This is a genomic window from Stenotrophomonas sp. 116085_Sma, from assembly GCF_056479585.1.
In genome coordinates this window covers 1,802,670-1,816,125 of sequence record NZ_CM151057.1, presented here as the reverse complement: position 1 = coordinate 1,816,125, position 13,456 = coordinate 1,802,670, and the positions used below count along the sequence as shown (strand labels likewise).

At 67.4% G+C, this 13,456-nt stretch carries 11 protein-coding genes; 7 read left to right on the top strand and 4 right to left on the bottom strand.

What is annotated here, in order from left to right:
- The first annotated feature begins 195 nt into the window (after positions 1–195).
- Positions 196–1,206 (top strand): restriction endonuclease, encoded by a 1,011-nt coding sequence (locus tag ACZK0Z_RS08400; protein ID WP_197633283.1) that lies wholly within the window; start codon positions 196–198, stop codon positions 1,204–1,206.
- A gap of 119 nt (positions 1,207–1,325) precedes the next feature.
- Here ACZK0Z_RS08400 and ACZK0Z_RS08395 read toward each other — a convergent pair whose 3' ends face one another.
- From ACZK0Z_RS08395 to ACZK0Z_RS08380, 4 genes are all read right to left on the bottom strand, one after another.
- Positions 1,326–1,718 carry a type II toxin-antitoxin system HicB family antitoxin gene (locus tag ACZK0Z_RS08395; protein ID WP_197633282.1) on the bottom strand — a complete coding sequence of 131 codons (393 nt, stop codon included), beginning with the start codon at positions 1,716–1,718 and terminating at the stop codon, positions 1,326–1,328.
- Between the two features lie 8 nt (positions 1,719–1,726).
- Positions 1,727–1,909, bottom strand: coding sequence for a type II toxin-antitoxin system HicA family toxin (locus ACZK0Z_RS08390; protein ID WP_049427608.1), 183 nt, complete (start codon positions 1,907–1,909; stop codon positions 1,727–1,729).
- Between the two features lie 94 nt (positions 1,910–2,003).
- Complete coding sequence (gene hutC / locus ACZK0Z_RS08385; protein WP_049427593.1) at positions 2,004–2,732, bottom strand: histidine utilization repressor; 729 nt, start codon at positions 2,730–2,732, stop codon at positions 2,004–2,006.
- Between the two features lie 27 nt (positions 2,733–2,759).
- Positions 2,760–4,130 carry a formimidoylglutamate deiminase gene (locus tag ACZK0Z_RS08380; RefSeq protein WP_197633281.1) on the bottom strand — a complete coding sequence of 457 codons (1,371 nt, stop codon included), beginning with the start codon at positions 4,128–4,130 and terminating at the stop codon, positions 2,760–2,762.
- Positions 4,131–4,197: 67 nt separating this feature from the next.
- Here ACZK0Z_RS08380 and hutI point away from each other — a divergent pair, with 67 nt between their 5' ends.
- The 6 genes from hutI to ACZK0Z_RS08350 all read left to right on the top strand — a co-directional run bounded on the left by hutI (position 4,198) and on the right by ACZK0Z_RS08350 (position 13,411).
- Positions 4,198–5,421 carry an imidazolonepropionase gene (gene hutI, locus ACZK0Z_RS08375; RefSeq protein WP_197633280.1) on the top strand — a complete coding sequence of 408 codons (1,224 nt, stop codon included), beginning with the start codon at positions 4,198–4,200 and terminating at the stop codon, positions 5,419–5,421.
- Entirely contained in the window at positions 5,418–6,959 is a 1,542-nt protein-coding gene (hutH, locus tag ACZK0Z_RS08370; protein WP_197633279.1) for a histidine ammonia-lyase, read from the top strand. The genes hutI and hutH overlap by 4 nt, the downstream gene beginning before the upstream one ends.
- Positions 6,956–7,810, top strand: coding sequence for an N-formylglutamate deformylase (gene hutG / locus ACZK0Z_RS08365; protein ID WP_197633278.1), 855 nt, complete (start codon positions 6,956–6,958; stop codon positions 7,808–7,810). The genes hutH and hutG overlap by 4 nt, the downstream gene beginning before the upstream one ends.
- Positions 7,807–9,474 carry a urocanate hydratase gene (hutU, locus tag ACZK0Z_RS08360; protein ID WP_049427583.1) on the top strand — a complete coding sequence of 556 codons (1,668 nt, stop codon included), beginning with the start codon at positions 7,807–7,809 and terminating at the stop codon, positions 9,472–9,474. The genes hutG and hutU overlap by 4 nt, the downstream gene beginning before the upstream one ends.
- A gap of 200 nt (positions 9,475–9,674) precedes the next feature.
- Positions 9,675–11,111, top strand: coding sequence for a serine hydrolase (locus ACZK0Z_RS08355; protein ID WP_197633277.1), 1,437 nt, complete (start codon positions 9,675–9,677; stop codon positions 11,109–11,111).
- A gap of 188 nt (positions 11,112–11,299) precedes the next feature.
- Positions 11,300–13,411 (top strand): TonB-dependent receptor domain-containing protein, encoded by a 2,112-nt coding sequence (locus ACZK0Z_RS08350; protein WP_197633276.1) that lies wholly within the window; start codon positions 11,300–11,302, stop codon positions 13,409–13,411.
- Positions 13,412–13,456: the final 45 nt, after the last annotated feature.

Sequence of the window (13,456 nt, the reverse complement as noted above, 5' to 3'; positions counted from 1 at the left end):
GAGCAACCCGCCAATCGCTTCGGCTGCCGTTTGTTCCCTCCCCTCACGGCTTCAGGATTGGCGGGTTTTTCGTGCCTGCCATATGCCGATCTGAGCGTTCCGTCACGCTTCCTGTCAGGAACGTCCTGACCCAGCCGGATAGTGCGACCTTTACACTGTCGTCTTCCGCATTCGCCCCTTCCGCGCACCTCCTGCATGCTTCCTTGGATCCTGGCCCTGCTGTCGGCCCTGCTTACCTGTTCCCTGGCCGTTGTCTATCTGTGGTGGATCAAGCGGCGGCAGAAGGAGATGCAACTGGGCCTGCAGGCGCTGGCCGGCATGCATTGGCGCGAGTTCTCGGTGCTGGTCAAGCGCGCGCTGCGGGAACAGCGCGGCCTGCGTGAACTGAATGACCCGGCCGAGGAATCCCGCGAGCCGAGCAGCGATTTCCTGCTCAGCGACGGCCCCAACCAGTGGCTGGTGTCCTGCAAGCACGGCCTGGCCTATCGCATCGGCACCGCGGCAGTGAACGAGCTGGGTGCCGCCGCGCGGCTGGCCGGCGCCAAGGGCGGCGTGCTGCTGACCGAGGGCCGGATCGAACGCGACGGCCGCGGCGCCGCCGAGAAGCAGGCGGTGGAAGTCCTTGATGGCCCCCGCCTGTGGCCGTTGCTGCAGCCTTACCTGCCCGGCGACATCGAAGCGCGTGTACGTGCCAGCGCCCGGCATGAAGCGCTTCGCCGGATCGCCATTGCCGCACTGGGTTCGGCAACGCTGGGGCTGCTGCTGGGACTCGGCCTGCAGGGCCTGCATGTGGAGCAAGTCCCGCCTGCTGCGCCTGCGCCGGCAACGGCCCTGCCGGCTGCACCGGCACCTGCGGTTGAGCCCGCTCTGGAAAAGACCCCGGCCACCGCACCCCCGGCGGCTGCGCCAGCGGCTGCAGCACCCGCAACGGACGCGCGCAGCAATCCCAATCCGGATGCCGCCACGCTGGAGCGCTTCCAGTCGGACCTGGCCCGCGCCCTGGCCGGCAAGCCCGGCATCGCCAGCGGCGTCTGGCTGACCCGGCAGACGCTGGCGATCAACCGCACCGGCGAACTGGAAGCGGTGTGGCCCCAGGTGTGCGAGGAAGTGCTGCACTACCCCGCCCTGCGCAACGTGCGCATCCAGCTCAATGCCCGCCCCGGCGTGAACGAGCCGGTGCGCTGGCGGCAGTGCGCCACGTATTGATGGGGGCGAGCATCCACGCATGGCGTGGATCTACTGAATCCCGATGCACGAATCCCCCGACTCATCGCCCATCACGCGAACAGCAGCCGAGCATGGGCTCGGCTCTACATGGCGCCTGCTCAGCCCAACGCCGCGAGATGCGCAATGTAACTGGAGCGGGATTCGCCGGCCGCCCTGGCCTGCGCATCCAGCCTCGCCAAGATACGACGCGGCAGGCTGATGTTGACCCGCTCGATGGTGTCGTCCAGCAGGGATGGATCAATGCAGATGTAGGCAAGAATCCAGGCCGTACCACTGGGAGCCTCGGCGACGATCTTCTGTGGCGCAGAAGGATTCGGAATCGAGCGCCCCTCATCCAGGGCCGCATCGATCCAGGCAAGCGCAGATTCCTCGGCCGCACTGAGTGCATCGTCAAGCGTGTCGGCCGCCGAAAAGCACCCCGGCAGATCGGGAACGATGACACCCCACGCGGTGCGTTCATCGCCGGCCTCAATCAAGACTGGATAGCGCATGGGACCTCCTACGTCAGTCCTGCCAGTTTCCGCAGCGCCAGCACCAGACCCTTGCCCAGATCCTTTTGGGGGTGAGGCACGGTGATGATGTGGGACCGGTGCGGGTGCACGAATACATGATGGGATCCCCGAATCCTGCAACAGGTCCAACCTGCCGCCTCCAGATCCCGGATGAGGTCCCTGCTCTTCATGCAGGGACGATACACATCGTACACACGCATCAACAGAGTTCAAGACGACAGCCGTTCCAGACCCGTTGATCCACGCCATGCGTGGATGGAATCCCTATCGCGCGCCCGGCGCGAAGCGCGCCACCAGGTCCCAGGCATCCCCCAGGAACACCTGCCGCACGCGGGTGATCGGCTGTTCGCCGCGCCAGGTCAGGCGCTCGATCACCAGGCAGGCGGTGCCGGGCTTCACGTCCAGCAGCTGGGCGCTGGCGGTGTCCGCGCCCCAGGCACTGATGCGGTGCTGCGCGCGCGTCCACGACACGTTCTGCAGCAGCCAGCTGCCAGGCGCGGTGGTGCTGAAATCGACCTCCAGCACCTCGGGCACGCCGACGGGGCTGATCAGGCGATGCTCCAGTGCCAGCGGGCGGCCATCGGCCAGATGCAGGCAGCGCATCGCCAGCAGCTGCTGCTGGCCGGCCAGCTCCACCTCGCCGGCATTGCTGCTTTCGGCCAGGCGCAGCTCGCGCTGCAGCAGCCGGTAGCCGTACAGGTGGCCGCGCGAGCCGACCTCCATGGCGATATCGGGAATTTCCAGCGCCACCTGCTCCAGGTGCGGCGGCTGCCGCGCTACGAACGAACCCGCACGACGGCGGCGCTCGATCATGCCGCTCTCGGCCAGCGCGGTCAGCACCTTGTTCACCGTCATCCGCGAGCAGCCGTACTGTTCCATCAGCTCGTGCTCGTAGGGAATACGGAAGCCCGGCGCCCACTCCCCGCTGAGGATGCGGCTTTCCAGATCGCTGCGGATACGCTGGTTGAGCGTGGCGGACTTGCTGGCCTTCACGTAATGGGGTCCCGGTGGCGGAGGCGATCAGCCCAGCACGCCCTTCAGGGCGGCGGCGAAGGCGGTGGTGATCGCCTCGCGCTGCAGGTGGCGGCCCTCGGCCACGCACTGGCGGCCATGCCGCCAGACCGATCGCAGCGCGCCATTACGTGCGGCGAACACCCAGCTGTCAAGCCATGCGTCATCCTGCCGCGCCTGCAACGCCGGGTGCGCGGCGTCCAGCTCAACCAGATCGGCGCTGGCGCCGACCTGCAGGCCAGCAGCCACGCCCAGCGCCTGCGCACCACCGTGCAGTGCGCCTTCAAACAGGAAACGACCGGTACTGCGGGTGGCATCCGGGGCCAGCACGTTGCGCCCGCGCAAGGTAAGCCGCTGGCCGTATTCGAGCAGGCGCAGTTCTTCGGCGGCATCGATCAACACGTTGGAATCGGAGCCGACACCGAAACGGCCGCCCTCGCGCGCAAAGGCCTGCATCGGGAACAGGCCGTCGCCCAGGTTCGCCTCGGTGATCGGGCACAGCCCGGCCACGGCACCGCTGGCCACGATGGCGGCACGCTCGTCGTCGGTGATGTGGGTGGCGTGCACCAGGCACCAACGCGCATCGACCGGTGCGTGGTCGTACAGCCACTGCACCGGGCGCTGGCCGCTCCACGCCAGGCAGGCCTCGACTTCACGCATCTGCTCGGCGATATGGATGTGCACCGGGCCATCGGTGAGCGGCAACAACGCACCCAGTTCCTCGCCCGTGACAGCGCGCAGGCTGTGCGGTGCGATGCCGAGCACCGCATCGGGCAGCGCGGCCAATGCCGGCTTGGCGGCATCCAGCAACTGCGCGAAGCCGTCCACATCGTGGATCAGGCGACGCTGAGCGGGATTCGGCGCTGCCCCGCCGAAATCGGCATGCGCATAGAACACCGGCAGCAGGGTCAGGCCGATGCCGGTCTGATCGGCCGCCGCCGCGATCCGCGCACTCATCTCGGCGCGGTTGGCATAGGCGCGGCCGTCGGCATCGTGGTGCAGGTAGTGGAATTCGCCGACGCGGGTGAAGCCGCTTTCCAGCATTTCCATGTAGGCCTGGGCGGCGATGGCCTGCACCGCGTCCGGGCGCAGATGGGCCAGGAAGCGGTACATCAGTTCGCGCCAGCTCCAGAAGCTGTCACCGTCACCGCCGCCGATCTCGGTCAGGCCGGCCATGCCGCGCTGGAAGGCGTGGCTGTGCAGGTTGGGCAGGCCCGGCACCAGAATGCCGACGCGGGTGTCACCGTCCTGCGCGCCCTGCCCCGTGCTGATCGCGGTGATGCGGCCGTCCTGAACCTGCAGGCGGACATCACGGGCCCAGCCCTCGGCCAGCAAGGCGTGGGCGGCATGGAAACTGAGCAGGGAACGCGAATCGGACATGGCTGGACAACCCGAAATGGACGCCTATATTGTATAGACATATAAGCACAGCCGCATTGTGGATGCCATGCACGTCGAAACCCTCTGGTCCAACGTCCACCTGATCACCCTTGATGGCGAGGGGCTGGGTGTCATCCGCGATGGCGTGCTGGCCTGCGCCGACGGCCGCATCGTCCATGTCGGCCCGGCCGGCAGCGACGCCCACCTGCAGCCGACCACCCGCATTGACGGCGAGGGCCGCTGGATGTCGCCGGGCCTGATCGACTGCCACACCCACCTGGTCTACGCCGGCAACCGCGCCAACGAATTCGAGCAGCGCCTGCAGGGCGTCAGCTATGCCGACATCGCCCGTGCCGGCGGCGGCATCGTCTCCACCGTGCGCGCCACCCGTGCCGCCACACCGGAACAGCTGGCCCGCGAAAGCCGGCCGCGCCTGCTGGCAATGCGCGCCGAGGGCGTGACCACCCTTGAGATCAAGTCCGGCTACGGCCTGACCCTGCCCGACGAACGCAAGCAGCTGCAGGTGGCGCGTGCATTGGGTGAGGAATGCCGGGTCAACGTGGTGACCACCTTCCTCGGCGCGCACGCGATTCCGCCGGGCCGCGAAGCGCAGGAATACACCGACGAGGTGTGCAGCGTGATGATTCCGGCCATTGCTGCCGAAGGCCTGGCCGAAGCGGTGGATGTGTTCTGCGAGAACATCGCGTTTTCCCCGGCGCAGGCACGGCAGGTCTTCGAGGCAGCGCGTGCGAACGGGCTGGCGGTGAAGATCCATGCCGAACAGCTGAGCAACCAGCACGGTGCCGAACTGGCGGCCGGCTTCGGTGCGCTCTCCGCCGACCACATTGAACATCTGGATGACGCTGGCATCGCCGCGATGGCCGCCGCCGGCACCGTGGCCGTGCTGCTGCCGGGCGCCTTCTATTTCACCCGCGATACCACCCTGCCGCCGATCGCTGCATTGCGCGCGGCCGGCGTGCCACTGGCACTGGCCACCGACAGCAACCCGGGCACTTCGCCACTGACCAGCCCGCTGCTGGCGATGAACATGGGCGCCACCCTGTTCCGCCTGACCGTGGACGAGTGCATCGCCGGCTTCACCCGTGAAGCGGCGCGCGCGCTTGGCCATGGAGAGCGCTTCGGCCGACTCGCTGTCGGCATGGACTGCGACCTGGCGATCTGGGACATCGACGCCCCCGCCGATCTGGTCTATCGCATTGGATTCAACCCGCTGCACGCGCGCGTGGTGCGCGGTCAGCCCGACCTGCCTGCCTCCTGGAGCAACACATGAGCAACACCCTGGTTCTTCGCCCCGGCCATGTCACTCTCGCCCAGTGGCGGCAGGTCTATCGCGGTGCGCCGCTTGCACTGGACCCGGCTGCGCTGCCGGTGGTGCGCGCCAGCGCTGCGGCGGTGGCCGCCATCGTCGCCAAGGGCGCGCCGGTGTATGGCATCAACACCGGCTTCGGCAAGCTGGCCAGCGTGCGCATCGAGCGCGAAGACCTGGCCACCCTGCAGCGGAACATCGTGCTCTCGCATGCCGCCGGCGTGGGCGAGCCGATGCCGGCCAGCGTGGTGCGGTTGATGATGGCGCTGAAGCTGGTCAGCCTGGCGCAGGGTGCGTCGGGCATCCGCGAGGAAACGCTGCTGCTGCTGGAAGCGATGCTGGTCAAGGGCGTGCTGCCGGTGGTGCCGGCGCAGGGCTCGGTGGGTGCTTCCGGCGATCTGGCACCGCTTTCGCACCTGGCCAGCGTGATGCTGGGTGTGGGCGAAGCGTTCATCGGTGACGAACGCCTGCCCGCAACCGACGCATTGGCGCGTGCCGGCCTGCAGCCGATCGAACTGGGCGCGAAGGAAGGCCTGGCGCTGCTCAACGGCACCCAGTTCTCCACCGCCTATGCGCTGGCCGGCCTGTTCGACATCGAAACCGTGTTCCAGGCGGCACTGGTCACCGGCGCGTTGTCGGTGGAAGCGGCCAAGGGTTCGGACACGCCGTTCGATCCGCGCATCCATGCCATCCGTGGCCAGCGCGGGCAGATCGCCACCGCCGCCACGCTCCGCACGCTGATGCAGGGCTCGGACATCCGCGAATCGCACCGCGACAACGACGTGCGCGTGCAGGACCCGTACTGCCTGCGCTGCCAGCCGCAGGTGATGGGCGCGGCGCTGGATATCCTGCGCCAGGCCGCGACCACGCTGGAAATCGAAGCCAATGGCGTGTCCGACAATCCACTGGTATTCACCGATACCGGCGAAGCACTGTCTGGCGGCAACTTCCACGCCGAGCCGGTGGCCTTCGCCGCTGACATGCTGGCGATGGCGGTGTGCGAGATCGGCTCGATCAGCGAGCGCCGCCTGGCGATGCTGGTGGACCCGGCGCTGTCCGGCCTGCCGGCCTTCCTGACCCCGCGCCCGGGTTTGAATTCCGGCTTCATGATTCCGCAGGTGACCGCCGCCGCGCTGGTCTCGGAAAACAAGCAGCGCGCCTACCCGGCCAGCGTCGATTCGATCCCCACCTCGGCCAACCAGGAGGACCACGTGTCGATGGCCGCGCACGGTGCACGCCGCCTGATGCAGATGGCCGAGAACGCCGCCAACGTGATCGGCATCGAGCTGCTGGCCGCCGCGCAGGGCTGTGATTTCCATGCCCCGCTGCGCTCCAGCGCCGCGCTCGAGAACGTGCGCGCCACCCTGCGTGCCCAGGTGCCGACGCTGGAAGAAGACCGCTACTTCCACCCGGACATGGTGACCGCCACCCACCTGGTGCACAGCGGCGCGCTGGCACGTGGCCTGACCGACCTGTTGCCGACCGTGGAACCGCAGGCATGAACACGCATCCCGAATGGTTGACGGTGCACGAGGGCCACGCCCCGTTGATCGTCAGCTTCCCGCATACCGGCAGCGAGGTGCCGCACGACCTGATCGGCGACTACCACTCGCCGTGGCTGGCACGCCGCGACGCCGACTGGTGGGTGCACGAGTTGTACGACTTCGTGCGCGGCATGGGCGCGACCACAGTGCGCTCGGCGATCTCACGTTCGGTGATCGACCTCAACCGCGATCCCAGCGGCGTGTCGCTGTACCCGGGCCAGAACACCACCGGCTTGTGCCCGCTGACCACCTTCGACAACCAGCCGCTGTACCACGCCGGGCGCGAACCGGACGACGCAGAAATCGCCCGTCGCCGCGACACGTATTTCCTGCCTTACCACGATGCGCTGGCTTCGCAGATCACGCGTCTGCGTGAACGCCACGGCACCGTGGTGGTGTACGACGCGCACTCGATCCGCTCACACATCCCGCATCTGTTCGACGGGGAGCTGCCGCAGTTCAACCTGGGCACCGCTGGCCCGTCCGGCGCACCTGACACGTCCTGCGACAACGCCTTGAGCGACGTGGTGGAGAACCTGCTGAAGATCAGTGGCATGAGCCAGGTGCGCAACGGCCGCTTCAAGGGTGGCTGGATCACCCGCCACTACAGCAACATCGCCGGCGGCGTGCACAGCCTGCAGATGGAGCTGGCCTGCCGTGGCTACATGCACGAACCCCTGCCGGATCAGGTGGACGAACACAGCTGGCCCACCCCGCTCGACCCCGACCACGCCGCACCGCTGCGCCATACCCTGGCGCAGGTGCTCAATGCCTGCCTTGAATTCGCTACGAACCGGAGCGCCGCATGACCCGCAACGACCCGTCCCGCACCATCGCCGCGCCGACCGGCACCACGCTGAACGCCAAGAGCTGGCTGACCGAAGCGCCGCTGCGCATGCTGATGAACAACCTGCACCCGGACGTGGCCGAGCGGCCGCAGGAACTGGTGGTGTACGGCGGCATCGGCCGCGCCGCGCGTGACTGGGAGAGCTTCGACGCCATCGTCGAAACGCTCAAGCGCTTGGACGACGACCAGACCCTGCTGGTGCAGTCGGGCAAGCCGGTGGGCGTGTTCCGCACCCATGCCGATGCGCCGCGCGTGCTGATCGCCAACTCCAACCTGGTTCCGCGCTGGGCCAACTGGGACCACTTCAACGAGCTGGATAAGAAGGGCCTGGCCATGTACGGCCAGATGACCGCCGGCAGCTGGATCTACATCGGCGCGCAGGGCATCGTGCAGGGCACCTACGAGACTTTCGTGGAAATGGGCCGCCAGCATTTCGGTGGCGACCTGACCGGGAAGTGGCTGTTCACCGGTGGCCTGGGCGGCATGGGCGGTGCACAGCCGCTGGCTGCCGTGATGGCCGGCGCCTCCTGCCTGGCCGTCGAGTGCCGCAAGAGCAGCATCGACATGCGCCTGCGCACCGGCTATCTGGACACTTGGACCGACAATCTTGACGAAGCGCTGCGCCTGATCGAGGAGTCGTGCAAGGCCGGAACGCCGAAGTCGGTGGGCCTGCTCGGCAACGTTGCCGACGTGCTGGCCGAACTGCTCAACCGCGGCGTGAAGCCGGACCTGCTGACCGACCAGACCTCCGCGCACGACCCGGTGAACGGCTACCTGCCGCAGGGCTGGACCGTCGAGCAGTGGGACGACAAGCGCGTGTCCGCCCCCAAGGAAGTGGAGAAGGCCGCGCGCGCGTCGATGGCCAACCACATCCGCGCCATGCTCGGTTTCCACGCGTTGGGCGTACCCACCGTGGACTACGGCAACAACCTGCGGCAGATGGCGCTGGAAGAAGGCGTGGCCAATGCCTTCGACTTCCCCGGTTTCGTGCCGGCCTACATCCGCCCGCTGTTCTGCCGTGGCATCGGCCCATTCCGCTGGGCGGCGCTGAGTGGCGACCCGGAAGACATCGCCAAGACCGATGCCAAGGTGAAGGAACTCATTCCGGACAACCCGCACCTGCACCGCTGGCTGGACATGGCCGCCGAGAAGATCAAGTTCCAGGGCCTGCCGGCGCGCATCTGCTGGGTCGGCCTTGGTGATCGCGATCGTCTGGGCCTGGCCTTCAACGAGATGGTGGCCAACGGTGAACTGAAGGCACCGGTGGTGATCGGCCGCGACCACCTGGACAGCGGCAGCGTGGCGTCGCCGAACCGCGAAACCGAGGCGATGGCCGATGGTTCCGATGCAGTGTCCGACTGGCCGCTGTTGAACGCCCTGCTCAATACCGCCAGCGGCGCGACCTGGGTGTCGCTGCACCACGGTGGCGGCGTCGGCATGGGCTTCTCGCAGCATGCCGGCATGGTCATCGTCTGCGATGGCACCGAAGCGGCGGCGAAGCGGATTGGCCGCGTGCTGTGGAACGACCCGGCCACTGGCGTGATGCGCCATGCCGATGCGGGTTATGAGATCGCGATCGACTGCGCGAAGGAAAAGGGACTGGATCTGCCGGGAATCCTCGGCTGATCGCATCCCTGCACGACTGCCGCCGGGCATGGCCCGGCGCTACCGGAACTACCTGTAGAGCCGAGCCCATGCTCGGCTCGATTTTTTCCGAGTGCACGACGTCTGGCCCAAAGTCAGCCGAGCATCGGCTCGGCTCTACCTGCTTGACCTGCTCTTCCACCGTGACCAAGATGCGCCATCGCCGCTGACGGAACACCGCGATGTACCGCACGCTTGCTGTCCTATTGCTCTGTGCCCTGGCCATCGCCCTGCCCGCTTCGGCCCGTGACGTTCCAGGGGGGCTCACCGCGCAGCTGGACGCGCAGCTACAGACCAATCGCGAGCGCTACGGCATTGCCGGCCAGTCGGTGCTGGTCGCCCACAACGGTCAGGTGCTCTACCAGGGCGCCAGCGGCGATCGTGATCCGGCCACCCACGCGCCGGCCACCGTCGATTCCATTTTCACTGCGCAGTCGATGGCCAAGCTGCTGACCAGCACGCTGGTGATGCAGTTGGTGGACCAGGGCAAGGTGGATCTTGAGGCACCGGCCAGCCGTTATGTACCGGACCTGCCGGCCGCATGGAAGACGATCCCGGTGCGCGATTTCCTCAACCACAGTTCGGGCATCGGCGAGTACTACGACCGGGTCGACAACCGCTGGGTGAGCAAGGGCTACAGTGGCGTCGCGCCGGATCTTGCGGCGGCCCTGAAGGTCGCCGCGGCCGCGCCGATGCAGTTCGCCACCGGCAGCCGCGTGCAGTACACCCAGGCCAACTACCTGGTGCTGACGGCGTTGCTGGAAGCGCACTATCGCAAACCCTTCCCGGCCATCGCGCGCGAGCGCATCCTGCAGCCGCTGAAGATGGCCAGCACCTCCTGGGGCGTGGCCAGCGTACCGGCCCAGCTCGCGGCAGTTCCTTACATTGGCAAGGACGGCCAACTACAGACGGCCAATGAAGATCCCTGGCCGGACTACGGCTGGGGCCATGCCGATCTGCAGACCACCGTGGGTGACATGAACCTTTTCCTGCAGGCACTGGCCACCGGCAAGCTGCTGCGCACGGCCACGCTGGAAACGCTGTGGCAGCCGCAGAAGCTGACCGGCGGCGGCAGAAATTTCTTCTCCACCGGCTGGGACACCACCCGCAGCGACGGCTACACCCAGGTCGGCCATGATGGCGGCACCCGAGTGCGTGCGCGGCTGGCCTACAAGGGCACGCTGGCGAATGGCTACTGGGTATTCGTGTACCTGACCAATGGCAGTGCGCGCAATGTGTGGTCGAGCACGCTGGTGGAAAGCACGATGGCGGTGGTCGCGCCCGAGGAGTTTCCGCATGCGGTGCTGTCCGAGCGGCTGATCGCGTATGCGCTGGATGATGACGCTGGCGGTGCCCAGGCGATACGCAGCTGGTTGCGCGATGACAATCGGGTGACGGGCAGCGAGCTGGAACGTGCGATCAACGCCAGTGGCTATGCCATCCGCGAGAGTCTGGGTGCCAGCAAAGCACTGAAAGTGTTCGCGCTCAACGCCGAGCTGTATCCGGATTCGGCCAACGCGTGGGACAGCCTGGCTGAGTGCCATGCGGCATTGGGCGAAAGAGAAGCGGCTGATCGGCTGTATGCAAAGGCCAAAGCGCTGGCCAAGCCCTCGCCGTAACTTTCTGTAGAGCCGAGCCCATGCTCGGCTGCTCTTCGTTTCGAGCGAAGGAAACCCGCGCTGCGCGCGATAGCCGAGCATGGGCTCGGCTCTACAGGCGCACCCGCCCCCATACGCCGGTGATGGGTGACGTACCGTCCGCGACCTGTTAACTTGCGCGCCACTTTCGTGGTTTACAGCATTCCCGCATGTCGCTCCCGTCTCACCGCCCCACCCCGTCCCTGCTGTTCCTGGCAGTTTCCCTCGGCCTGGCTTCCACTGCCGTCGCCGCACCGCAGGCCACCACCCTTGATGCCGTACGGGTCACCGCTGCCGCCGATGCCAGTGCCCAGGCGCGCGAGGCGCTGAACCGCGTGCCTGGCGCCAGCAACGTCATCGACGTGGCCAAGGCCGACAGTCGACTGTCCAGCAGTGCCGATGTACTGGCCTACCAACCGGGTATCAGCGCGCAGTCGCCGGGCAACGAGGGCACCAAGATCTCGATCCGTGGCTCGGGCATCAATCGCGGGCCGGGCGCGCATGCCTCGGGCATCGCCGTGGCGATCGACGGCCTGCCGCTGACCGGACCGGGCGGCACGCCCTACGAACTGCTGGAACCGCTGTGGCTGTCGCGCGTGGAGGTGCTGCGCGGGGCCAATGGTTTCGAACGTGGCGCGCTGGCACTCGGCGGTGCCATCGATTACGTCAGCCGCAACGGCCGTGATTCGGCTGGCGTGCAATTGCGTTACGAGGCCGGCAGCCGTGGCTACCAGAAGCGCGGTCTCAGCTGGGGCGGTGTCAGCGGCGACGTCGATTACTTCCTGGCCTACACCGATACCGAATTCCACGGCTACCAGCGCCATGCGCGTGGCGACGGTAAAGGTGCGATGGCGAACATCGGCTGGCAGATCACGCCCGACCTGCAGACGCGCTTCTTCGTGCGCTATCGCGAAACCAACCACGAAACGCCCGGGCGCCTGACCCGCGACCAGATCCGCAACGATCCGCATGCGGCCAATCCAGCCAACCTGGCCATCGATGCGCGCCGCCCGCAACCCGGCAGCACCTGGGTGGGCAATGTCACTACGCTGCAGATCGATGAGGACTCCTCATTGCAGGCCGGGCTGGTCTATCACACGTACCCGATGGACTTGAACGAAAGCCTGTACCGCCAGCAGCTGGACTACGCAAACCTCAACGCCACGCTGGACTATCGCCACCGCCACCGGCTGTTCGGGCTGGACAGTGAAACCACGGTCGGCCTGCGCGTCACCCACGACCTGGATGCCGACGTGCGCGAATCGCTGCGCTTTGCCAGCAACGGCTATGCCGCCGGTACGCGCACGCGTGACTTCCGCCACCACGGCACCGACAGCACGCTGCACGTCAGCAACACCCTCACCTTGAGTGACCGCCTGCTCATGCAGACCGGGCTGGCACTGATCAACACCCGTCGCGATGTGCAGGTGACCTGGCCGAGCAGCGGCGGCCGCCTGCGCGACCACGACTGGGACTACGCACCGCGGCTGGGCTTCACCTGGCAGCACAGCGCGCAGACGCAGTGGTTCGGCAACCTGAGCCGCTCGGTGGAAGCGCCGCATCCGTGGTCGATGATCTGGGGTTCGAACCAGTACTTCGGGGCGGGCAATGGCCCGTCCACCGGCCGCCAGCGCGCGCCGGTACCGATGCAGAACCAGACCGCCACCACGCTGGAACTGGGTGCGCGCGGCGACGCGGCGCTGGGCCGCTGGGAACTGACCGGCTACTACGCGCACGTCAACCACGAGCTGCTGAGCGTGGAGCTGCAACCGGTACCGAACCTGTTCATCGCAGAGAACAACGCCAGCCCCACCATGCACCGCGGCATCGAAGCCGGATTGGACAGCACGCTGTGGCAGGCCGCGCCGGGGCGCCTGTCGTTGCGCCAGGCGTACACCTTCAGCGATTTCCGTTACCGCCACGACGCGCGCTTCGGCAGCAACCGCCTGCCCGGCCTGCCGCGCCACTGCTACCAGGCCGAGCTGCGCTTCGATCACGCGTCCGGTCTGTACGCCGCGCTGAACACCGAATACGCCTCGCGTATCGCAGTGGACTACGCCAACAGCTACTGGGCCGACAGCCACGTGATCTTCGGCAGCCGCATCGGCTACGACGCACCCGGTGGCCGCTGGCAGGCGTGGGCGGAGATGCGCAACCTCGGCAACCGCCACTACGCGGCCACGGTCACGCCGGGCTACGACGACGCCGGCAAGGATGTCGCGCGCTCGACGCCAGGCGAAGGCCGTGGCGTCTATGCGGGCGTGCGCTGGCGCTTTGACTGATTACCGCGGGCGGCGCCGGGTGTGAGCCGGCGCCGTCGTTCCAGG